The sequence below is a fragment of the Salmonella sp. 741265073_HBA genome (assembly GCF_046569105.1).
GTDB classification, from domain to species: domain Bacteria; phylum Pseudomonadota; class Gammaproteobacteria; order Enterobacterales; family Enterobacteriaceae; genus Salmonella; species Salmonella enterica.
This window is the reverse complement of record NZ_JBKFRY010000010.1, coordinates 57,069-80,078: the sequence shown is the minus strand read 5'-3', so window position 1 is coordinate 80,078 and position 23,010 is coordinate 57,069. Positions and strand designations below refer to the sequence as shown.

General features: G+C 50.5%; 14 protein-coding genes, 1 tRNA gene and 3 pseudogenes. 14 read left to right on the top strand and 4 right to left on the bottom strand.

Annotated elements, in window-relative coordinates:
- The first annotated feature begins 251 nt into the window (after window positions 1-251).
- The 5 genes from gmk to recG are packed head-to-tail and all read left to right on the top strand — an operon-like array spanning window position 252 to window position 6,116.
- A complete protein-coding gene (gmk, locus tag ACLD3P_RS14570; RefSeq protein ID WP_000046966.1) occupies window positions 252-875 on the top strand; it encodes a guanylate kinase in 624 nt (207 codons plus the stop codon).
- Window positions 876-929: 54 nt separating this feature from the next.
- Window positions 930-1,205 carry a DNA-directed RNA polymerase subunit omega gene (rpoZ, locus tag ACLD3P_RS14565; RefSeq protein ID WP_000135058.1) on the top strand — a complete coding sequence of 92 codons (276 nt, stop codon included), beginning with the start codon at window positions 930-932 and terminating at the stop codon, window positions 1,203-1,205.
- Window positions 1,206-1,223: 18 nt separating this feature from the next.
- A complete protein-coding gene (gene spoT, locus ACLD3P_RS14560) occupies window positions 1,224-3,335 on the top strand; it encodes a bifunctional GTP diphosphokinase/guanosine-3',5'-bis pyrophosphate 3'-pyrophosphohydrolase (RefSeq protein ID WP_000280481.1) in 2,112 nt (703 codons plus the stop codon).
- A 4-nt stretch (window positions 3,336-3,339) separates the two neighbouring features.
- Window positions 3,340-4,029 (top strand): tRNA (guanosine(18)-2'-O)-methyltransferase TrmH, encoded by a 690-nt coding sequence (gene trmH / locus ACLD3P_RS14555; RefSeq protein ID WP_001068433.1) that lies wholly within the window; start codon window positions 3,340-3,342, stop codon window positions 4,027-4,029.
- 5 nt (window positions 4,030-4,034) lie between these two features.
- On the top strand, window positions 4,035-6,116 hold the full coding sequence (gene recG / locus ACLD3P_RS14550) for an ATP-dependent DNA helicase RecG (RefSeq protein ID WP_131046727.1): 2,082 nt from the start codon (window positions 4,035-4,037) through the stop codon (window positions 6,114-6,116).
- A 35-nt stretch (window positions 6,117-6,151) separates the two neighbouring features.
- On the opposite strand, the gene gltS is transcribed toward recG, so the two are convergent.
- The gene (gene gltS / locus ACLD3P_RS14545) at window positions 6,152-7,357 is read right to left on the bottom strand and encodes a sodium/glutamate symporter (protein ID WP_000462249.1); all 1,206 of its coding nucleotides are present in this window, start codon (window positions 7,355-7,357) and stop codon (window positions 6,152-6,154) included.
- 227 nt (window positions 7,358-7,584) lie between these two features.
- On the opposite strand from gltS, the gene xanP reads away from it, so the two are divergent.
- Together xanP and ACLD3P_RS14535 are read left to right on the top strand one after the other, a co-directional pair.
- Window positions 7,585-8,976, top strand: coding sequence for a xanthine/proton symporter XanP (gene xanP / locus ACLD3P_RS14540; protein ID WP_000115428.1), 1,392 nt, complete (start codon window positions 7,585-7,587; stop codon window positions 8,974-8,976).
- A 120-nt stretch (window positions 8,977-9,096) separates the two neighbouring features.
- Complete coding sequence (locus ACLD3P_RS14535; protein ID WP_000766665.1) at window positions 9,097-10,806, top strand: AsmA family protein; 1,710 nt, start codon at window positions 9,097-9,099, stop codon at window positions 10,804-10,806.
- 102 nt (window positions 10,807-10,908) lie between these two features.
- On the opposite strand, the gene yicI is transcribed toward ACLD3P_RS14535, so the two are convergent.
- A complete protein-coding gene (gene yicI, locus ACLD3P_RS14530) occupies window positions 10,909-13,227 on the bottom strand; it encodes an alpha-xylosidase (protein WP_131046726.1) in 2,319 nt (772 codons plus the stop codon).
- An 11-nt stretch (window positions 13,228-13,238) separates the two neighbouring features.
- The gene (locus tag ACLD3P_RS14525; protein ID WP_000834259.1) at window positions 13,239-14,621 is read right to left on the bottom strand and encodes a glycoside-pentoside-hexuronide family transporter; all 1,383 of its coding nucleotides are present in this window, start codon (window positions 14,619-14,621) and stop codon (window positions 13,239-13,241) included.
- A 287-nt stretch (window positions 14,622-14,908) separates the two neighbouring features.
- Here ACLD3P_RS14525 and ACLD3P_RS14520 point away from each other — a divergent pair.
- The 4 genes and pseudogenes from ACLD3P_RS14520 to ACLD3P_RS14505 all read left to right on the top strand — a co-directional run bounded on the left by ACLD3P_RS14520 (window position 14,909) and on the right by ACLD3P_RS14505 (window position 17,604).
- Window positions 14,909-15,003: transfer RNA gene (locus tag ACLD3P_RS14520), tRNA-Sec, on the top strand.
- Window positions 15,004-15,164: 161 nt separating this feature from the next.
- Window positions 15,165-15,344 (top strand): annotated as a pseudogene (locus tag ACLD3P_RS14515) (Arm DNA-binding domain-containing protein); the annotation flags it as partial.
- 369 nt (window positions 15,345-15,713) lie between these two features.
- A complete protein-coding gene (locus ACLD3P_RS14510) occupies window positions 15,714-16,667 on the top strand; it encodes a retron St85 family effector protein (protein ID WP_023210794.1) in 954 nt (317 codons plus the stop codon).
- Complete coding sequence (locus ACLD3P_RS14505) at window positions 16,654-17,604, top strand: retron St85 family RNA-directed DNA polymerase (protein ID WP_080250800.1); 951 nt, start codon at window positions 16,654-16,656, stop codon at window positions 17,602-17,604. Before ACLD3P_RS14510 ends, ACLD3P_RS14505 begins: the two co-directional genes overlap by 14 nt.
- A gap of 225 nt (window positions 17,605-17,829) precedes the next feature.
- Here the strand turns inward: ACLD3P_RS14505 and ACLD3P_RS14500 are convergent.
- Window positions 17,830-18,169 (bottom strand): annotated as a pseudogene (locus tag ACLD3P_RS14500) (transposase); the annotation flags it as partial.
- A 385-nt stretch (window positions 18,170-18,554) separates the two neighbouring features.
- On the opposite strand from ACLD3P_RS14500, the pseudogene ACLD3P_RS14495 reads away from it, so the two are divergent.
- The 3 genes and pseudogenes from ACLD3P_RS14495 to misL all read left to right on the top strand — a co-directional run.
- Window positions 18,555-18,665: pseudogene (locus tag ACLD3P_RS14495) on the top strand (transposase); the annotation flags it as partial.
- A 756-nt stretch (window positions 18,666-19,421) separates the two neighbouring features.
- Window positions 19,422-20,039: a helix-turn-helix transcriptional regulator gene (locus ACLD3P_RS14490; RefSeq protein ID WP_000984809.1), complete on the top strand. Its 618-nt coding sequence runs from the start codon at window positions 19,422-19,424 to the stop codon at window positions 20,037-20,039.
- 74 nt (window positions 20,040-20,113) lie between these two features.
- Window positions 20,114-22,981, top strand: a complete 2,868-nt coding sequence (gene misL / locus ACLD3P_RS14485) for an intestinal colonization autotransporter adhesin MisL (RefSeq protein ID WP_131046725.1) — start codon at window positions 20,114-20,116, stop codon at window positions 22,979-22,981.
- The last annotated feature ends 29 nt before the right edge of the window (window positions 22,982-23,010 follow it).

The window sequence follows — 23,010 nt, the reverse complement described above, 5'->3', positions numbered from 1 at the left end:
CCTCCTGCGCACATTGCCCGGCAGGTATAGCGCTTTAGTGAATAAAAACCGACAGGTAAAAATGCATCATCCGAGCCACTTTCCAGATTTTTTGGTGGGTTGCTGCAACGACGCGATAAAAGCGGAAAAAGGGACGCAAAATGCAATAATCTGGCGCAAAAAGTGTGACAAAGACTACGTCGCATAACGGCGATGTGTATAATAAGCCCGTATCAAGGCTCTATTTCGATAATCACAGACGTAAGATACTCATGGCTCAAGGTACGCTTTATATTGTTTCTGCCCCCAGTGGCGCGGGTAAATCCAGCCTGATTCAGGCTTTATTAAAAACCCAACCGTTGTATGACACTCAGGTTTCCGTTTCACATACCACGCGCGCGCCGCGTCCGGGTGAAGTGCACGGTGAGCACTATTTCTTTGTAAATCATGATGAGTTTAAAACCATGATTGGCAGGGAGGCGTTTCTGGAGCACGCGGAAGTGTTTGGCAATTACTACGGCACTTCGCGCGAAACCATTGAGCAAGTGCTGGCAACCGGCGTTGATGTTTTTCTGGATATCGACTGGCAGGGCGCCCAGCAAATTCGCGAAAAGATGCCGCAAGCACGCAGCATTTTTATTTTGCCGCCATCAAAGATCGAATTGGATCGCCGTTTACGCGGCCGCGGGCAAGATAGCGAAGAAGTCATTGCCAAACGAATGGCGCAAGCGGTTGCAGAAATGAGCCATTACGCCGAATATGATTATCTTATTGTGAATGACGACTTTGATACCGCGTTAAGCGACTTGAAAACCATCATTCGCGCTGAACGTCTGCGTATGAGCCGCCAAAAGCAGCGTCATGACGCTTTAATCAGCAAATTGTTGGCAGACTGAACCCACTTTCAGTATCATGCCCAGTCATTTCTTCACCTGTGGAGCATTTTAAGTATGGCACGCGTAACTGTTCAGGACGCTGTAGAGAAAATTGGTAACCGTTTTGACCTGGTACTGGTCGCCGCGCGTCGCGCTCGTCAGATGCAGGTAGGCGGAAAGGATCCGCTGGTACCGGAAGAAAACGATAAAACTACCGTTATCGCGCTGCGCGAAATCGAAGAAGGTCTGATTAACAACCAGATCCTCGACGTCCGCGAGCGCCAGGAACAGCAAGAGCAGGAAGCCGCTGAATTACAAGCCGTTACCGCTATTGCTGAAGGTCGTCGTTAATCACAAAGCGGGTCGCCCTTGTATCTGTTTGAAAGCCTGAATCAACTGATTCAAACCTACCTGCCGGAAGACCAGATTAAGCGTCTTCGGCAGGCGTATCTCGTTGCACGTGACGCTCACGAGGGCCAGACACGTTCAAGCGGTGAACCCTATATCACGCACCCGGTAGCGGTGGCCTGTATTCTGGCCGAGATGAAACTCGACTACGAAACGCTGATGGCCGCTCTGCTGCATGACGTGATTGAAGATACCCCCGCCACCTATCAGGACATGGAACAGCTTTTTGGTAAAAGCGTTGCCGAGCTGGTAGAGGGGGTGTCGAAACTTGATAAGCTCAAGTTCCGCGATAAGAAAGAGGCGCAGGCCGAAAACTTTCGCAAAATGATTATGGCGATGGTGCAGGATATCCGCGTCATTCTCATTAAGCTTGCTGACCGTACCCATAACATGCGCACGCTGGGCTCGTTACGCCCGGATAAACGTCGTCGTATTGCCCGTGAAACGCTGGAAATCTACAGTCCTCTGGCGCACCGTTTAGGTATTCATCACATTAAAACCGAGCTGGAAGAGCTGGGTTTTGAAGCGCTGTATCCCAATCGTTACCGCGTCATTAAAGAAGTGGTAAAAGCGGCGCGCGGCAACCGTAAAGAGATGATCCAAAAAATCCTCTCTGAAATCGAAGGACGCTTGCAAGAGGCGGGAATTCCGTGTCGCGTTAGCGGTCGCGAAAAACATCTTTACTCGATCTACTGTAAAATGGTGCTCAAAGAGCAGCGTTTTCACTCGATCATGGACATTTACGCTTTCCGCGTCATCGTTCATGACTCCGATACCTGCTATCGCGTACTCGGCCAGATGCACAGTCTCTATAAGCCGCGTCCGGGACGGGTGAAAGACTATATTGCCATTCCCAAAGCGAACGGCTATCAGTCTTTGCACACCTCGATGATCGGCCCGCACGGCGTTCCTGTTGAAGTCCAGATCCGTACCGAAGATATGGATCAGATGGCGGAAATGGGGGTCGCGGCGCACTGGGCGTATAAAGAACACGGTGAGACCAGCACCACGGCGCAGATCCGCGCCCAGCGCTGGATGCAGAGCCTGCTGGAGCTACAACAGAGCGCCGGTAGTTCGTTTGAATTTATCGAAAGCGTAAAATCCGATCTCTTCCCGGATGAGATTTACGTTTTCACCCCGGAAGGGCGCATTGTCGAACTGCCCGCTGGCGCTACGCCGGTGGATTTTGCCTATGCAGTGCATACTGACATCGGCCACGCCTGCGTCGGCGCGCGTGTCGACCGCCAGCCTTATCCGCTGTCGCAGCCGCTTAGCAGCGGTCAGACCGTCGAAATTATTACCGCGCCGGGCGCGCGTCCCAACGCAGCCTGGCTGAACTTTGTCGTCAGCTCTAAAGCGCGCGCTAAAATTCGTCAGTTGCTGAAAAACCTCAAACGTGATGACTCCGTAAGCCTGGGCCGTCGTCTGCTTAACCATGCTTTAGGCGGCAGTCGTAAGCTGGCGGAAATTCCGCAGGAAAATATTCAGCGCGAATTGGATCGTATGAAGCTGGCAACGCTTGACGATCTGCTGGCGGAAATCGGTCTCGGCAACGCGATGAGCGTAGTGGTCGCGAAAAATCTGCAGCAAGGCGAAGCCGTGGTGCCGACCGTTGCGCAATCGAATCACGGCCACCTGCCGATTAAAGGCGCGGATGGCGTGCTTATCACCTTTGCGAAGTGTTGTCGTCCGATCCCAGGCGACCCGATCATCGCTCACGTCAGCCCAGGTAAAGGACTGGTGATCCACCATGAATCCTGCCGTAATATCCGTGGATACCAGAAAGAGCCAGAGAAATTTATGGCGGTCGAATGGGACAAAGAGACGGAGCAGGAATTCATTACCGAAATCAAGGTGGAAATGTTTAACCATCAGGGCGCGCTGGCTAACCTGACGGCGGCGATTAATACCACCACCTCCAATATTCAAAGCCTGAATACTGAAGAGAAAGATGGTCGCGTCTATAGTACCTTTATTCGCCTTACCGCACGCGATCGCGTACATCTGGCGAATATCATGCGCAAAATCCGCGTGATGCCAGACGTTATTAAAGTCACCCGTAACCGAAACTAGCGCTATGAATCCAAAACGTTATGCGCGTATATGCGAAATGCTCGCCAGGCGTCAGCCTGATCTCACGGTCTGCATGGAGCAAGTCCACAAACCTCATAACGTTTCTGCAATCATTCGTACCGCAGATGCCGTTGGCGTCCATGAAGTCCATGCTATCTGGCCAGGTAGCCGGATGCGCACCATGGCTTCCGCGGCGGCGGGCAGCAACAGTTGGGTACAGGTGAAAACTCACCGTACCATTGGCGATGCGGTAGCCCATTTGAAAGGACGGGGAATGCAGATTCTGGCAACCCATCTTTCTGATAAAGCCGTAGACTTTCGCGAGATTGATTACACGCGCCCGACCTGTATTCTGATGGGTCAGGAGAAAACCGGTATTACTCAGGAAGCATTAGCCCTGGCGGATCGGGACATCATCATTCCGATGATCGGCATGGTACAGTCGCTGAACGTTTCCGTCGCCTCCGCGCTCATTCTTTATGAAGCCCAGCGCCAGCGACAGAACGCGGGCATGTATCTGCGTGAAAATAGCATGTTGCCGGAAGATGAACAGCAGCGCCTGCTGTTTGAGGGTGGTTATCCGGTGCTGGCGAAAGTCGCTAAACGTAAAGGTCTGCCTTATCCTCGCGTCAATCAGCAGGGCGAAATCGACGCCGATGCTGACTGGTGGGCGACGATGCAGGCGGCAGGGTAATCACCATGTCAGGCCGCTTGTTAGACGCTGTTCCGCTCAATTCCCTGACAGGCGTCGGCGCAGCGCAAAGCAGTAAACTGGCGAAAATTGGCCTGCATACCGTGCAGGACCTCCTGCTCCACCTCCCTCTGCGTTACGAAGACCGTACCCATCTCTACCCTATTGGCGAACTGCTGCCTGGCATCTACGCCACCGTTGAAGGTGAAGTGCTGAACTGCAATATCACTTTCGGCGGTCGTCGGATGATGACCTGCCAGATTAGCGACGGTTCCGGCATTCTTACCATGCGCTTTTTCAATTTTAACGCGGCGATGAAAAACAGCCTGGCGACGGGGCGGCGTGTGCTGGCCTACGGGGAAGCGAAGCGCGGCAAGTATGGCGCAGAGATGATCCATCCGGAATATCGCCTGCAGGGCGATCTCAGCACGCCGGAACTTCAGGAAACGCTCACCCCCGTCTATCCGACCACCGAGGGCGTGAAGCAAGCGACACTGCGCAAGCTTACCGATCAGGCTCTGGAGTTGCTCGACACCTGCGCCATTGCCGAACTACTGCCGCCGGAACTGGCGCAGGGTATGATGAGCCTGCCGGAGGCGCTACGTACCTTGCATCGCCCGCCGCCGACGCTCCAGCTCGCCGATTTAGAAACCGGCAAACACCCGGCGCAGCGGCGGCTTATTCTTGAAGAGCTACTGGCGCATAATCTCAGTATGCTGGCGCTTCGCGCAGGCGCGCAGCGCTATCACGCTCAGCCGCTAAGTACCAACAACATATTGAAAGACAAGCTGCTGGCGTCGTTGCCGTTTAAACCCACCAGCGCGCAGGCGCGGGTGGTGGCAGAGATCGAACGTGATATGGCGCTGGATGTGCCGATGATGCGTCTGGTTCAGGGCGACGTCGGTTCAGGGAAAACGCTGGTTGCCGCCCTGGCGGCGCTACGCGCCATCGCTCATGGTAAGCAGGTGGCGCTGATGGCGCCGACCGAACTGCTGGCTGAACAGCACGCAAATAATTTCCGCAACTGGTTCGAACCGTTGGGCGTTGAAGTGGGTTGGCTGGCGGGTAAGCAAAAAGGTAAAGCGCGTCAGGCGCAGCAAGAGGCTATTGCCAGCGGTCAGGTGCAGATGATTGTCGGCACCCACGCTATCTTTCAGGAACAGGTGCAGTTCAACGGCCTGGCGCTGGTCATTATCGATGAGCAGCACCGCTTTGGCGTCCACCAGCGGCTGGCATTGTGGGAAAAAGGCCAGCAGCAGGGCTTTCATCCGCATCAGTTGATTATGACCGCAACGCCCATTCCGCGCACCCTGGCGATGACTGCCTACGCCGATCTCGATACCTCGGTGATTGACGAGCTACCGCCGGGCCGTACCCCTGTCACTACCGTTGCTATTCCGGATACCCGTCGCCATGAAATCATTGATCGTGTGCGCAACGCCTGCACAACCGAAGGCCGTCAGGCCTACTGGGTCTGTACGCTGATTGAAGAGTCCGACCTGCTGGAAGCGCAGGCGGCGGAAGCCACCTGGGAGGAGCTCAAGCTGGCGTTACCGGAGTTGAATATTGGCCTGGTACACGGCCGCATGAAGCCCGCCGAAAAACAGGCGGTGATGCAGGCCTTTAAGCAGGGTGAACTGCATCTGCTGGTCGCCACTACGGTGATTGAGGTGGGGGTCGATGTTCCTAACGCCAGCCTGATGATTATTGAAAACCCCGAGCGGCTGGGCCTGGCGCAGCTGCACCAGCTCAGAGGACGCGTTGGCCGTGGCGCGGTCGCGTCGCACTGCGTGCTGCTCTATAAATCGCCGTTGTCGAAAACGGCGCAGAAGCGTTTACAGGTATTGCGCGACAGCAACGACGGCTTTGTGATTGCACAAAAAGATTTAGAGATTCGCGGCCCGGGGGAATTACTGGGCACGCGCCAGACGGGTAATGCCGAATTTAAAGTAGCTGATTTGCTGCGCAATCAAGCCATGATCCCCGAAGTTCAGCGTATTGCCCGTCATATTCACGAACGTTATCCGCAGCAGGCACAAGCGCTGATTGAGCGCTGGATGCCGGAAACCGAACGTTATTCCAACGCCTAGTGAGCACGGCGGCTTTAATGCCGCCGTACAAACTATTATTGCGCGAAAATCGGTAACAGCAGGTAAAGCTTGATTACCAACGCATTGACGATATCGATAAAGAACGCGCCGACCATCGGCACCACCAGGAACGCCATATGCGAGGGGCCAAAACGGTCGGTAATCGCCTGCATATTAGCAATGGCGGTCGGCGTTGCGCCCAGGCCAAAACCGCAGTGACCCGCCGCCAACACCGCTGCATCGTAGTTTTTCCCCATCATGCGCCAGGTGACGAAGATCGCGTACAGCGCCATGAAGATGGTCTGTACCACCAGAATCGCCAGCATCGGCAGCGCCAGCGACGCCAGTTCCCACAGCTTCAGGCTCATCAGCGCCATTGCCAGGAACAGTGACAAACTCACGTTCCCCAGCACCGAAACAGCACGCTCAAATACGCGATAAAAACCCACCAGCGCCAGGCCATTGCTGAGGATCACCCCAACAAATAGCACACAAACGAAGACCGGCAGTTCAAGCACCGTTCCCGCCAGTAGCTGCGCTACGATTTTGCCCACGGTCAGACAGATAGCAATTAGGGCGATGGTTTCGATTAGCACCAGAGAAGTGATCATACGGCCCACATCCGGCTTTTCAAAGGCTGTCGGCACGGCCTGATCGTCAGGCATTCCATCCGGCGTGGTGGAGTGTTTCACCAGATAACGCGCTACCGGGCCGCCAATCAACCCGCCCAGCACCAGGCCAAAGGTTGCACATGCCATCGCAACTTCGGTGGCATTGGCAAAACCATAACGTTCGACGAACAGTTTACTCCACGCCGCGCCGGTACCGTGTCCGCCGGACAGCGTAATTGACCCGGCAATCAGCCCCATTAACGGGTCCAGCCCCAACAGACTCGCCATGCCGATACCGATGGCATTCTGCATCAGCAGTAATCCGACCACGACGACCAGGAAGACGCCAACAACGCGTCCCCCCTTGCGCAGGCTGGCAAGGTTAGCGTTAAGGCCGATCGTCGCGAAAAACGCCAGCATCAACGGATCGCGCAGGGTCATATCAAAGTTGACCTCCCAACCGACGCTTTTTTTCAGTACCAGCAGAGCAACCGCAACCAGTAACCCCCCCGCCACCGGTTCCGGAATCGTATATTTCTTCAGTAAGGAGACAGACTGGACCAGCTTGCGACCCAGTAGCAGCACCAGCGTGGCGGCGACAAGGGTCGATAAGGTATCGAGTTCAAACATTTAAAGCTCCTGTAGTGCGCTGTGACACGTGCGCACAAATCATTTCCTGAGTCAGTTTTTTAGCTCTTTGCGAGTCTTCGGCATGGATTTTAAGCAGAAAAAGGCAAAAAGTTATATAAAAAGGTGCATTTATCTTTTTTAAATATTAAGAATATTCGCTAGCAATCGTTTGCTTTTACCACCTGGTCAGATAAAATCACCGCTTTTCCACCACGAGAATGTCCCTGATGTCCGTTAACGCCATCGAGCCGGCAGATGCGCAACCGGTTGCGCAGACGCAAAACAGCGAATTAATTTACCGTCTTGAAGATCGCCCGCCGCTCCCTCAAACCCTTTTTGCCGCTTGTCAGCATCTGCTGGCCATGTTTGTCGCGGTAATCACGCCAGCGCTGTTAATCTGCCAGGCGTTGGGTTTACCGGCGCAGGATACGCAGCACATTATCAGCATGTCGCTGTTCGCCTCCGGCGTAGCCTCTATTATTCAAATCAAAGCGTGGGGGCCGGTAGGATCGGGGCTGTTATCCATCCAGGGAACCAGTTTTAACTTTGTCGCCCCGCTGATTATGGGCGGTACCGCGCTGAAAACCGGCGGCGCGGACGTCCCGACGATGATGGCGGCGCTGTTCGGCACGCTGATGCTGGCAAGCTGCACCGAGATGGTGCTTTCTCGCATTCTACATCTGGCGCGCCGGATTATCACGCCGTTAGTCTCCGGCGTCGTGGTAATGATTATTGGCCTGTCGCTGATTCAGGTGGGGCTAACCTCCATCGGCGGCGGCTATGCCGCAATGAGCGACAACACCTTTGGCGCACCGAAAAACCTGCTGCTGGCCGGCGTCGTCCTGGCCATTATTATCCTGCTCAATCGGCAGCGTAATCCCTACCTGCGCGTGGCTTCTTTGGTTATTGCCATGGCGGCTGGCTATCTTTTGGCCTGGTTTATGGGCATGTTGCCTGAGAATAACGCGCCGGTCTCACAGGACATCCTGATGGTGCCGACCCCGCTGTATTATGGTCTGGGCATTGACTGGAACCTGTTACTGCCGTTGATGCTGGTCTTTATGATTACGTCGCTGGAGACCATCGGCGACATCACCGCCACCTCTGATGTCTCCGAGCAGCCGGTATCCGGCCCCTTGTACATGAAACGGCTAAAGGGCGGCGTACTGGCTAACGGCCTGAACTCATTTGTTTCAGCGGTATTTAATACGTTCCCGAATTCCTGTTTCGGTCAGAACAACGGCGTAATTCAGTTGACCGGCGTCGCCAGTCGCTATGTGGGATTTGTCGTCGCGCTGATGCTGATTGTGCTCGGCCTGTTCCCGGCGGTAAGCGGTTTTGTGCAGCATATCCCGGAACCGGTGCTCGGCGGCGCCACGTTGGTGATGTTCGGCACCATTGCCGCCTCCGGGGTGCGTATTGTCTCGCGTGAGCCGCTGAACCGCCGCGCGATTCTGATTATCGCCCTGTCGCTGGCCGTGGGTCTTGGCGTCTCGCAACAGCCGCAGATCCTGCAGTTCGCGCCGGAATGGGTGAAAAATCTGCTCTCATCCGGAATTGCCGCTGGCGGCATCACGGCTATCGTGCTGAACCTGATTCTCCCGCCGGAAAAACCGTAAAAACCCTGCGGCGGCGACACGATTCGCCGCTGCTGTAACGCTCTTTCACCATTCCTGTCTTGAGGATTGCACGCAAATCGTGCATAAATCCCCTATGTGCATTTCACGGGATGGAAGACCATGAAATTGATTGGGAGGTTGCTTCTCTACGTGCTGATCGCCTGTTTAGTGGTGATTTTCGGCTTTTATTTTCTGCTGCAAACGCGCTGGGGCGCAGATCATGTCAGCAACTGGGTATCAGAGAACAGCGGTTATCACCTCACATTCGACGTGATGGATCATCGTTTTTCCGCCCCATCCCATCTTTTACTGGAGAATGTGACCTTTGGTCGTGATGGTCAGCCTGCTACCCTGGTCGCGAAAACCGTAGATATCGGTCTGAGCATTCGCCAGTTAACCGCGCCGCTGCATGTCGACACGATTCTGTTACAGGACGGCACGCTGAATATTTCAGTGCAAACCGCCCCTTTCCCGTTTGAGGCCGACCGCCTGCAACTTCGCAATATGGCGCTCAATAGTCCCGGCAGCGAATGGCGGTTGAGCGCCCAGCGCGTTAACGGCGGCGTTATGCCCTGGCGCCCCGAAGCCGGTCGGGTATTGGGCAATAAAGCCCAGATCCAACTGAGCGCCGGTTCGCTGACGTTAAACGACGTTCCCGCCACTAATGTGCTTATTGAAGGCAGTATCGACCATAATCAGGTGATGTTAAACACCGTCGGCGCCGATATGGCGCGCGGAGCGTTAACCGGCGTCGCCCGGCGTAACGCTGATGGTAGTTGGGTCGTTGAAAATCTGCGGCTGAATGATATTCGGTTACAAAGCGATAAATCCCTGAGCGAGTTTTTCGCGCCGCTTACTACGGTTCCATCTTTGCAGATTGGTCGTCTTGAAGTGACGGACTCCAGCCTGCAAGGACCAGACTGGGCTGTCACCGATCTTGACCTGAGTTTGCGCAATCTGACTCTGCGCAAAGAAGACTGGCAAAGTCAGGAAGGTAAATTATCGATGAACGCCAGCGAGTTTATTTACGGCTCGCTGCACTTGCTCGATCCAATCCTGAACGCCGAATTTTCACCACAGGGCGTTGCGCTACGCCAGTTCACTACCCGCTGGGAAGGCGGTATGGTCAGAACTTCCGGCGCCTGGTTACGCGAAGGCAAAGCGCTTATTCTGGACGATACCGCTATCGCCGGGCTGGAGTATACGCTGCCGGAAAACTGGAAGCAGTTATGGATGAAGCCGCTGCCCGACTGGTTGAACAGCCTGACGCTGAAAAAATTCAGCGCCAGCCGCAATCTGGTGATTGATATCGACCCGGCCTTCCCGTGGCAAATCACCGCTCTGGACGGCTACGGCGCAAACCTGGAGCTGGTACAACATCATCAATGGGGCGTCTGGAGCGGCAATGCGACCCTCAACGCCGCAGCGGCAACCTTTAACCGTGTGGACGTGCGCCGCCCGTCGCTGTCGTTGACGGCTAATGCCAGCACGGTCAACATCAGCGATCTGAGCGCGTTTACTGGAAAAGGGATACTGGAAGCCACTGCCAGCGTATCGCAACTGCCGCAGCGTCAGACGCAAATCAGCCTGAACGGACGCGGCGTACCAATGGATGTGCTACAGCAGTGGGGCTGGCCGGCATTACCGATTGCTGGCGATGGCAATATTCAGCTCACGGCCAGCGGCAATATTCAGGCCGATGCGCCGTTGAAACCGACGGTAAACGGGCAATTACACGCGGTCAACGCACAAAAGCAGCAGATAACGCAAACGATGCAAGCGGGCGTGGTGTCCGGCGGGGAAGTTACGTCAACGGAGCCAGCGCTGTAATTGAGGGCTTGCCCGGTGGCGATGGCGCTTACCGGGCTTACGGTTCTTGCTCATTTGTAGGCCGGATAAGCGCAGCTCACGGCGCCATCCGGCGATTCAGATTTAAAGCGTAATCACCATCTCATTTCCCTGCGGGGTGACCACGACGCCCAGTTCACTTTCCACATATGAACCGCATTTGGTACCGCTAATCTGCGTAATATTACGCAGACACAGCGTCCAGTTGCGCGCCTCGCCTTCGCCGCTCACCGTAATGGTATTGCCTGTGCGTTTCGCCTGCAGCGTAAAGATTGTCGAACCATCCGTAGCAGGGACTTCGCAGACCGCTTCGCAGCCGTCATCCAGATGGAATAACTGGAAGGCCGTACCCTCATGCCAGGCGTAATCGGGCTTCTGGCTATTGTTGCCCAGCGCCAGTAGTGTATTGTCACGCACGTACACTGGCAGGCTCAGGAAGCCATGCTGCTGTTTATGCCAGCGACTGCCCTGCACTTCATCGTTGCGCCACAGGTGCGTCCAGCGGCCTTCTGGCAGGTAGAACTCCACGTCGCCCGCTTCACTAAATACCGGCGCTACCATGACCGCATCTCCCAGCATGTACTGGCGATCAAGATAATCACACGCCGGATCGTCCGGGAACTCCAGCATCATCGCCCGCATCATTGGCGTACCGGCTTCGTTGGCGCGCGCCGCTTCCCGATACAGATACGGCATCATCCGGCACTTCTGTTCGGTGAAGAAGCGCACCACGTCACAGGACTCGTCGTCATAGGCCCACGGAACCCGGTAGGATTTGCTACCGTGCAGGCGGCTGTGGCTGGAGAGCAAGCCGAATGCGCACCAACGCTTGTAGACATGCGCCGGCGCGGTATTCTCGAATCCGCCAATATCATGGCTCCAGAAACCAAACCCTGACAGGCCGATGGACAGCCCGCCGCGCAGGCTTTCCGCCATCGATTCGTAGTTGGCGTAACAGTCGCCGCCCCAGTGCACCGGGAACTGTTGCGCGCCCACCGAGGCGGAACGGGCGAACAGCACCGCCTCTTCAACGCCGACGGTCTCTTTCAGCACGTTCCACACCAGTTCGTTGTAGATATAGGCATAATGGTTGTGCATTTTCTGTGGATCTGAACCATCAAACCACTGCACATCCGTTGGAATGCGTTCGCCGAAGTCAGTTTTGAAGCAGTCCACTCCCATCTCCACCAGGCCCTTCAGATTATCGGCATACCATTCGCAGGCTTGCGGGTTGGTGAAGTCATAAATCGCCAGGCCCGGCTGCCATTTATCCCACTGCCACAAGGAGCCGCCCGGGCGTTTTAGCAAATATCCTTTCTCTTTTAGCTCCTGGAAGACCGGGGATTTCTGGCCGATGTAGGGGTTAATCCACACGCAGACTTTCAGCCCTTTCGCTTTCAGGCGGCGAATCATCCCTTTCGGATCGGGGAAAGTCACCGGGTCCCATTCAAAATCGCACCACTGGAAGGCCTTCATCCAGAAACAGTCGAAGTGGAAGACATGCAGCGGCAGATTGCGCTCGGCCATACCGTCGATAAAGCGGTTAACGGTCGCTTCGTCGTAGTTGGTGGTAAATGAGGTGGTCAGCCACAGGCCAAACGACCAGGCAGGCGGCAGCGCCGGACGACCCGTAAATTGGGTATAGCGGTTCAGCACGTCTTTCGGGGTCGGGCCGTCGATGACGAAGTATTCCAGATACTCGCTCTCAACGCTGAACTGAACTTTGGAGACTTTCTCGGAGCCAATTTCAAACGACACGCACTGCGGATGATTCACCAGCACACCGTAGCCACGGTTGGTAATATAGAACGGGATGTTCTTGTAAGACTGTTCGGTACTGGTGCCGCCGTCGCGGTTCCAGGTCTCCACCGTCTGACCGTTACGCACCAGCGCGGTAAAACGCTCGCCAAGCCCGTAGACGGTTTCGCCCACGCCGAGATCCAGACGCTCGAACATGTAGTTGCGCCCGCTATTGGTGTCCTGCACATAGCCGTTATTTTTCAACTGACTACCGGTGATACGTACACCGTTACGCAGAAAATCCAGAGACCAGAGCTCGCCTTTGGTGACGCGCACGCTCAGGCTGCCGCTCTTGAGTTCGGCAAATTCAGCGTTGTTCTGCATCTCTACGTTGATATCTTGCAAGACATTGAGCGGATAATGTGGGCCGTTATCCAAAGCGCCCTGGAAGTGTTCCATCCGTACACCTATCACTCCTTCCTGCGGCGAGAAAAAGCGCAGGGTAAACAACGGGGTATCCAGTTGCCAGGTTCGTTCGCGGACATCGCGCGGCGCGGCATAGATCACCATCTCATTCCCGTGCTGTTCAACGTCGAACACCTGAACCGGGTGAATCAAATTAAGGCCAGGCTGGATCAGCCAGTTTCCGTCGCTAATTTTCATAGTCTGTTCCTTTAGTTTTGCAATTCTTTATGGGTAAATTCTTGTTCGTTGCGGTGTGCGCCCTGCGCCAGTTGTTCCAGAATGGTTTTCAGGAACGGGCTTTTCAGGGTGTAGTAGCGTTTAGCGATCGCGGCGCTCAGCAGATAACAGATGGCCGGGACGATAGTGAACAGTGCGATGATGATGCTGATCGTGGCGCTGTTTTGCGTTTTCGCCGCCGCGTCGTAACCGCCGCCTGCCAGCATCCAGCCAATCAGCGCCCCGCCGAGGGCAAGACCCAGTTTCAGCACGAACAACGTGCCGGCAAAACTGATCCCCGTCAGGCGTTTGCCGTTACACCATTCGCCGTAGTCGACGGTGTCAGACATCATCACCCACTGGATAGGCGTGACTAACTGGTGCAATACGCCAATCACAAAGATAAAGACGAACATAGCGATCGTGGCGTGCATCGGTACGAAGAACATCGCCACGCTGATTACTGCGAGTAAAGCATTGGTCCACCAGAAAACGCTCACTTTGCATTTCCAGTCGGTCAACGGTTTTGCCAGCGCCGAGCCAATCAGGTTGCCGACGCAATAGGTGGTGAGGAAGGCGACAAACACGCCCGGTTTGCCCAATATCCAGGTGACGTAATACATCATCGCCCCGCCGCGCACGCATACCGCCAGAATATTCAGGATGGTGAGCAGGCCGACTATGCGCCACTGGTCGTTGTGCCAGATATCACGCAGGTCTTCACGCATGGAGGTATGGGTGGCAGGCGCTTCAACGCGCTCTTTGGTGGTAAAGAAACAGAACGCCAGCATCAGGAATGCCACCACCGAGAGCGCCGCGATACCCCCCTGGAAGCCCAGCGCCTTATTCTCGCCGCCAATCAGTTTCACCAGAGGCATCATCAGTACGGTAGAGAGCATTCCGCCCGCCGTTGCCAGCACAAAGCGCCAGGATTGCAGGGAGATACGCTGCGTTGGGTCATTGGTTATTACACCCCCCAACGCGCAGTAAGGGATGTTGACCACAGTGTACAGAAGGGTGAGCAACGTGTAGGTGATGGCGGCATAAATCATTTTGCCGTTCAGACTGAGATCCGGCGTGCTATAAGCCAGCACACAAACGATACCAAACGGCAACGCGCCAAACAGCACCCAGGGTCGGAATTTGCCCCAGCGAGAGCGGGTACGGTCGGCCAACAGGCCCATGCAAGGGTCGGAGATGGCATCAAGCGCACGCGCCAGTAAAAACATGGTGCCGACAAAACCAGCGGGAATGCCGAAAATATCGGTATAGAAGAACATCATATATAACATGACATTATCAAAGATGATGTGGCTCGCGGCATCGCCCATACCATAGCCAATCTTCTCCTTAACGGAGAGAATCTCACTTTTCATTACGCATCCTTAACGCTTACAACGCTCACTGATACCGGTTACAGTTTTTGTAAACCTTCCCTGCGAGCGTGAATATTCCGTTATTTGGTTATCAAATTACGATTCTTGTTTTCTGTGATCAGGGTAGCGCCAAAAAGTGTGATGAAATGTAACTAATGGATTTTATGGGGGTTTATATGAAACCGATCATGGCAGAAGGAAAGGGAAGTTAAAAAAGCACGGGAGGGGATGTGGAAACGTCAGGAAGTAGCTATAATGCGCGCGCCTCCATGTAGCAATCGAGGCGCGGAAGATCGTCGTCTCCGGTGAGGCGGCTGGACTTCAAATCCAGTTGGGGCCGCCAGCGGTCCCGGGCAGGTTCGACTCCTGTGATCTTCCGCCAAAATTGCTCCGTAGCTATCCGAGAACATCTAAAAATTCTTTATTTTCAATATAGTTAGTAAATCACTCATCCGTAACCGTCCGACAAGTTCTCCCTGAATCCATGAAAAATATGTATAGTGATGTGTATAGATTTTTTATACACATTTTTGACTTATACACATGGCACTTACAGACATACAAATCAAACGAGCAAAGCCTCAAGACAAACCCTACACAATGAACGATGGACAAGGGCTGTCATTACTCATCAATCCAGACGGCTCAAAAGGCTGGCGTTTCCGCTTTCGTTTTGCAGGTAAAGCGCGGCTAATGTCATTTGGCAGCTACGACCTTATGAGCCGAATGATGAGTCAAATATTCACTATCCACTAAACATTCACCAAGCAATGCATTGAAATTATTACATAAAAACGCTTAATGAATAGTGTGATCAGTAACTACGTAAAAGATTCTTTTATCTTTAATCCTTCTCTCATCTACTTGAATCTATATGCTAAATATGAGAGTTTTAAGTAACCAAACCTAGCATTTTATGGGTTAACAGCCCATCGGGCCATGAGTCATGGTTTCGCCTAGAATTTTAACTATGCCCGTCGTTCAGTTATCGGAGCGGCGGCTGGGGGCCACCGATCCGATAACTGATCGACGTGCTCAAGTAGGTTTGGTTTTTTCTGTCCCCTAACATTTTGGTGTGTAAGGATTTGACCAATGTTAACCCAGCTCAAAAAAGTCGGTACAGAAGTTCATAGAGCTACTAATTTGTTTGCAACGTATGTTGGAAAAAACAAAGTAAAGTGTCCCGGGGATGTGAAAAAATTTATTTTCCTATGTGGAGCCAATAAAAATAATGGAGAGCCTTCAGCAAGACGTATAGAACTAATAGATTTTTCTGAGAAACATCTTAGTAATTGTCATTTCTTTCTTGCTGAACTGGTGTTCAAAGAGCTTAGTAAAGATGAAGAGGATTCATCCTCTGATAATTTATTAGATATAGAAGCCGATCTATCAAAACTTGCCGATCACATTATAATTGTTTTAGAAAGCTTTTCATCTTTTACCGAACTTGGGGCATTTGCATACAGTAAACAATTACGTAAGAAACTTATTATTATTAATAATACAAAATTTATTAACGAGAAATCTTTTATAAATATGGGTCCGATAAAAGCAATTACACAACAGTCCCAACAATCAGGCTATTTTTTGCATTATAAGATGGCTGAAGGAAATGAAAGCATTGAGCGGTCAGATGGAATAGGCCAGATATTTAATCCCTTATATGACATATTGTCAAGAAATGATCGAGCAATTGCAAGGACCCTAAAAAAAGAAGATTTAGATCCCTCAAATAACTTTAATAAAGATTCAGTTAGGTTTATACATGATATAATTTTAGCTTGCGGCCCATTAAAACTAAATGAGCTCATTGAAATAGCGATAAAAATATTCGGAAAGGATAGTTTTTATAGAAAGGAATTGCTGAAGCATCTTGGTATTTTGATGGCTATAAAAATTATTTCTTGTAAGGATGATTTTTATTACTCACTTTACAAGCAGTATTATTTTAAATATGATTTTGATATGGACAGCATATCATCAATGTTCAAGGTATTTTTCCTTAAAAACAATTTAGATAGGATTAAAAACAATGGAAATATATAACTTAATTGACGCTGAGACATTGATGAGAAAAGGATTCACCAGCGAGGTGATGCGATCCCCTGAATTGCCTAAAAAATGGTATATTCCTAAAAGAAATGGTGGTATCAGGACGATTTATCACCCTTCATCTAAAGTAAAACTAATACAATATTGGCTTATAAATAATGTATTCTCAAATCTACCTATTCATAATGCAGCCTATGCATTTGTTAAAAAACGCTCCATCAAAAGTAATGCTCTTATGCACGCAACGGCTAAAAATAAATATTATGTCAAAGTCGACCTGAAAGACTTTTTCCCCTCAATAAAATACAGTAATTTTGAGCATGCTTTTAATACTTATCGAGATCTCATTGAATTTCCCAGAATATATGATCAAGAACTTTTGCAACTGATAAAAACTATATGCTTCATTTCAGATTCTAGTCTTCCAATTGGATTTCCTACATCACCTATTATTGCGAATTTTGTCGCAAGAGAGTTTGACGAAAAACTAACTTTGAATCTCAATTCCATAGACAGTCTTAATGCTATATATACAAGATACGCAGATGATATTATCATATCTACAAATCGGAGGGGGAAAAGTGCTCAAATATTAAATGCTATAAAAAGCTCAATAAGAAAAGTCGAGCCTAATTTTAAAATAAACAATGATAAAATCCACATTTGCAGTGCTTCAGGTGGAAGTATAATTGCCACTGGATTAAAAATCTGCCATGATTTTCATGTTACCTTACATAGGTCAATGAAGGATAAGATACGGTTATATTTATCTCTGTTATCTAAAGGTAGATTAAAAAAAGAAGATTATAATAAACTTTCAGGTTACATTGCTTACGCAAAGAGTATTGACCCTCATTTTTATACAAAATTGAACAGAAAATATTTTCAAGAGATGAGAGGTCTTGAAAACTCGCATAATAAAGTAATCTAATGGGATCGTCCACTCACAAGTTGATGTAAATTATAGTATTACAACCCTTTAAATATAATTTTTAGCTTACTCCATAGTTAAAGTATGAGTATAAGATATGTATATAAATGTGTATAACATAAAATCACAACAATTAAAAAATATTACATATCAGAAAGTTGATTACCAAATACGCCCCCTGTGATCGCCAATTAACCTCTTCTGACCTCAATAAAATGAATTGCCACGCGCCCGTGGACTTCGGTATCCGACCCGAGCCTTTATCCCCACACGTTGCATCAACCACCAGACTTTGCTTACACCGCATTGTTCCTGATATCCCGCAGATCGAGACAGATCTTGCGATAGCCATAAACACAGCCCGATTCTAGCCAGAACTGCCTGTATGCCCCGTCAGATTCAGATCAACATGATGCCGTCGTGAATGTGGCGGCTTTATCCAGGCGTAAAGACTATGGGTAGTAATATCAAGACGTGTTGCGACGCTGGAAACAGAATGGCCGCGCTCAATAACCTGTTTTACCGCTTTAATTTTAAACGCTTTGGGATAACATTTACCGCTCATGGGCTCCTCTCTTTAAGTCATCTTAAATGACTCTGCGGTGTCTGTTAAACCTGTGGCGATTCACTCCTCCGTTTTATCCAGACGAAATTATCTTGATAATGTGCTGTAGCGGCTGAATGACTTAATGTCACATCATCCTAAACATTGAATAGTTTCTCAGTTACCTGATTTTTCATTGTTATCTATTAGATACTGCAAGCATTTCATCTTTATACCCTTGTTCTCCATACGTCCTGTTTATTCGTAACCCCTCCCATTATTATATTTCAGTAGTAAAATATCCGTATACATTCTTATACCAGGTACTCATATTACTCCACATAATCGTGCTATTCACATTTAGAGATCACGTAATCGATCTACTGACGAAGACGAAGAAATCTCTATGTGTAAAGCCCGTCTCACTGAGCATCAGAACATCGCCGTAATTAAGTTGGTCGAAGCCGGACGAACGGTTAAAGATATCTGCCAGGAGGCGGATATTTCTGAAGTGACTGGCGACATCTATAGACATTAGGTTTGACCACATTCTGTTTCTCACTAATGTGCTCCGGGAAAGAGTTTTCATCAGATGAACAATTGAAAAGAGAAGCCAGAAGCTGAAGTTGCTTCGACCGATAACTCTGTCAGGTGCTCAGACCGTCACGATCAGAATTAAGTTAGATCAACTTATTGGCAAGGTATAACTCCCGGCGTTAAGTTACAAGATTTTCTCATGGCATTAGCATTACACCCTCTTAAAGTTTACATGTGTCTCTATAAAATAGTCTTAAATTTGTATATAAGAAGTTGATGAGAGCACAAATTTCACCATTAAGTCATTGAATAACAATGCAATAAAAGAAAAAATCTTAAATTAGGTTTTAATAATAAGAATTCATTACAGGTTTACAGGATTTACTTTTATATTTCATCACATCACCCCGATAGTGACGAAGGCAGTAGACAGATGGTATTGAGAACCGTTATTTATCACTCTCATGATTTAGCAAATAGTGCTGTTTTAAGATTTTTTATGATATTGGAGATACTGTATAAAAATCTCAATGAGTGAAATACGAATCCGAAATGATGTATTACGACTGTCGGATCTGTCATGGTTCCTTAAAGCTGCATTTTAGGTCTTTCCAGGAGTTTATGACACTGACAATAATTCGCGACTTTTGACAGCCGTAGCACTGTATATTATCTGGATTGACACATTTATTTACCAATGAAATATTAATAGAAACATCGACGGGAGTCGTTCAGGATGATGAGAAAGCCTTCACAAATTGTCCATTGCATTAGTTGCGATTTATCCTGTCAATTATTTCCTGACAGCGCAGTACGGGTGCAATACTGCCATAATGCGGCATTTTCCATCTGGCCAGATGGTAATGCTTTCCTGAAAAAAGGGTTTATTGAAAAGTTATTGCTTGATAGACACAACCATTTATCCAGCGGTTTTATCTTTGTTGATTTTTCTTTCCCGAATCTTCGACGATTTACCGATTTACAATGGGCTGACAGTCTGGCAAACAGTGGTATGCATATTGTCCTGATTTCTGACAAAAGTTTAACTCCGCTGGCCAATTACTGGATTTTGAAAAGCAATAAAATACAAGGAATTATTTATTCCGATGACGATGATATTGTGCAACAGCAAAAGATGCACCGCTTGTTTACCGGTCGGCTTGCCAACAGTAAACGTGGACGAACGCTTAACTATACGGAATTTATATTACTGAAGCGTTTTGTATCAGGAATAAGTATTCAGCAGATTGTAAATATTGACAATATTGATATTAAGAAACTTTATGTGCATAAGTTGCGGCTTGAAAATAAGCTAGGGCATAGCATTCATAAAATAATATCAAATATTTTATAGATCCGTTTCCATTTTTATTATTTCCATATTATTGCGATGTGGAAGACGCTTTACGCCATAATGCAGGAGGCAGAATGCCAACTCCCCAAAATTACTCATTCATCGCCATAGCGGTATCAGCAGCGTTAGCCTCTATGGTATTTCCCTCCCAGGCGGCCTGGGTTGACGTTGATAGTCTGCCATCCAGTGGGCTGGTCAGCCAGTTGCCGCCGGAATTACAGGCTATTATTCCCGCTCAGGCCAGTACCGGTTTCACCAAAGCCGGTACCATGCCCAACTACGTTTATCAGTGGAACACCGGCACCATCCCGGTTTATGGCAATGGCCTCACGCTTAATGGGCCGGGCGCGGAGGCGTTTGAACACACTGTCACGGTTATTCAGAACAGCGGGACGGGAAGTCCGGGCGTGATTTTTGGCAACGACCTGACCATTCGGACGCAGTCGGCGAATGCCGCGAATAATGGTAGAGACGTCGATGGCATCCGTACTCACGGCGCAAATACTCCGGATAACCCGGTATTTATTATTACCGGTGACCGTACCAACATCTACGTGGATGGTCAGGATGGTGACGGTATTAACGCCGGATATAACTCCCTGGGCCAGGGTTGGACCGGATCGGCCAATATTTACGTCGGCGACGATCTGTATATCAAAACAACAGGTAGCCAGGGACGTGGAATTACAGCTAACGCCATGCGGGATGCGTCACGTGCCAAAAATACGATTGTCGTCGGCAATCGTGCACATATTGTTACTACCGGCGACAGTTCGGAGGGGCTGCGTACCGGACAAAGTGGTTCGTTGATTCGTCTGGGTGACGATGCAACCATCGAAACCTCCGGCGCATCCTCTACGGGGATTTACGCAGCATCCTCCTCCAGAACCGAGCTTGGCAACAACGCTACTATTACGGTGAACGGTGCCAGCGCACACGCGGTATATGCAACTAACGCTACCGTTAATTTGGGAGAGAATGCCGCTATTAGCGTTAACAGCGCCAGTAAGGCTGCATCCTATAGTAAAGCCCCTGCCGGTTTATACGCCCTCTCCCGAGGCGCCATTAATCTGTCAGGCGGTGCGGCTATTACTATGGCGGGCGATAACAGTAGCGAAAGTTACGCCATCAGCACGGAGACTGGCGGCATTGTTGACGGTTCTTCAGGAGGACGTTTCGTCATCGACGGTGATATTCGTGCTGCTGGCGCCACCGCTGCCAGCGGTACGCTACCGCAGCAGAACAGTACGATTAAGCTCAATATGACGGACAACTCGCGGTGGGACGGGGCATCATACATCACCAGCGCTACGGCGGGCACAGGCGTTATCTCTGTACAAATGAGCGATGCGACCTGGAATATGACCAGCAGCTCAACGCTCACTGACCTGACGCTGAATAGTGGCGCAACCATTAACTTCAGCCATGAAGATGGCGAGCCATGGCAAACGCTCACCATCAATGAAGATTATGTAGGCAACGGCGGTAAGCTGGTCTTTAATACTGTGCTCAACGATGATGATTCCGAAACGGACAGGCTGCAGGTTCTCGGCAATACTTCAGGTAACACATTTGTTGCAGTAAATAATATTGGAGGAGCCGGGGCGCAAACCATTGAAGGTATTGAAATTGTTAACGTTGCTGGCAATTCCAACGGTACTTTCGAAAAAGCAAGCCGTATTGTTGCCGGAGCCTATGACTACAACGTGGTGCAGAAAGGTAAAAACTGGTATCTGACCAGCTACATTGAGCCGGACGAACCGATTATTCCTGATCCAGTAGACCCTGTTATCCCTGACCCTGTCATTCCCGATCCGGTGGACCCTGATCCAGTAGACCCGGTCATCCCTGACCCTGTTATTCCCGATCCGGTGGCCCCTGATCCTGTAGACCCTGAGCCAGTAGACCCGGTCATCCCTGATCCGGTCATTCCTGACATAGGGCAATCTGACACACCGCCGATAACAGAACATCAGTTCCGTCCGGAAGTGGGCAGCTATCTTGCCAACAACTATGCGGCAAATACGCTGTTCATGACGCGTCTCCATGACCGTCTGGGTGAAACCCAGTACACCGACATGCTGACGGGTGAGAAGAAGGTCACCAGCCTGTGGATGCGTAACGTCGGCGCCCATACTCGCTTCAACGATGGCAGCGGGCAGCTAAAAACCCGCATCAACAGCTATGTGTTACAAGTGGGAGGCGATCTGGCACAGTGGAGCACTGACGGTCTTGACCGTTGGCATATTGGTGCAATGGCAGGTTATGCCAACAGCCAGAACCGCACGCAGTCGTCCGTGAGTGACTATCATTCCCGTGGTCAAGTCACCGGTTACAGCGTCGGCCTTTACGGCACCTGGTATGCTAACAATATCGATCGGTCTGGGGCTTATGTGGATACCTGGATGCTGTACAACTGGTTTGATAACAAGGTGATGGGTCAGGATCAGGCCGCTGAGAAATATAAATCCAAAGGAATTACCGCCTCGGTTGAAGCCGGTTACAGCTTCAGGTTAGGTGAAAGCGCGCATCAAAGCTACTGGTTGCAGCCCAAAGCGCAGGTGGTATGGATGGGCGTGCAGGCTGACGACCATCGCGAAGCCAACGGTACTCTCGTGAAGGATGATACCGCCGGTAATCTGCTAACCCGCATGGGCGTAAAAGCCTATATTAACGGCCACAACGCTATTGATGACGATAAATCTCGAGAGTTCCAGCCGTTTGTGGAGGCGAACTGGATCCATAATACGCAGCCTGCCAGCGTGAAAATGGACGATGTCAGCAGCGATATGCGTGGTACAAAAAATATTGGTGAACTGAAAGTGGGTATTGAAGGACAAATTACCCCGCGCCTGAACGTATGGGGCAACGTGGCGCAGCAGGTAGGTGACCAGGGCTATAGTAATACCCAAGGCCTACTGGGGGTTAAATACAGTTTCTGATTCAGGTAACAACAGAGCCGCTGATCTTC

Coding starts and splice junctions, on each gene's coding strand:
- ACLD3P_RS14490 (WP_000984809.1), top strand. CDS start 19,422: ATGATGAGAAAGCCTTCACAAATTGTCCATTGCATTAGTTGCGATTTA.
- gltS (WP_000462249.1), bottom strand. CDS start 7,357: ATGTTTGAACTCGATACCTTATCGACCCTTGTCGCCGCCACGCTGGTG.
- xanP (WP_000115428.1), top strand. CDS start 7,585: ATGTCCGTTAACGCCATCGAGCCGGCAGATGCGCAACCGGTTGCGCAG.
- ACLD3P_RS14535 (WP_000766665.1), top strand. CDS start 9,097: ATGAAATTGATTGGGAGGTTGCTTCTCTACGTGCTGATCGCCTGTTTA.
- ACLD3P_RS14525 (WP_000834259.1), bottom strand. CDS start 14,621: ATGAAAAGTGAGATTCTCTCCGTTAAGGAGAAGATTGGCTATGGTATG.
- trmH (WP_001068433.1), top strand. CDS start 3,340: ATGAATCCAAAACGTTATGCGCGTATATGCGAAATGCTCGCCAGGCGT.
- ACLD3P_RS14510 (WP_023210794.1), top strand. CDS start 15,714: ATGTTAACCCAGCTCAAAAAAGTCGGTACAGAAGTTCATAGAGCTACT.
- rpoZ (WP_000135058.1), top strand. CDS start 930: ATGGCACGCGTAACTGTTCAGGACGCTGTAGAGAAAATTGGTAACCGT.
- yicI (WP_131046726.1), bottom strand. CDS start 13,227: ATGAAAATTAGCGACGGAAACTGGCTGATCCAGCCTGGCCTTAATTTG.
- gmk (WP_000046966.1), top strand. CDS start 252: ATGGCTCAAGGTACGCTTTATATTGTTTCTGCCCCCAGTGGCGCGGGT.
- recG (WP_131046727.1), top strand. CDS start 4,035: ATGTCAGGCCGCTTGTTAGACGCTGTTCCGCTCAATTCCCTGACAGGC.
- misL (WP_131046725.1), top strand. CDS start 20,114: ATGCCAACTCCCCAAAATTACTCATTCATCGCCATAGCGGTATCAGCA.
- ACLD3P_RS14505 (WP_080250800.1), top strand. CDS start 16,654: ATGGAAATATATAACTTAATTGACGCTGAGACATTGATGAGAAAAGGA.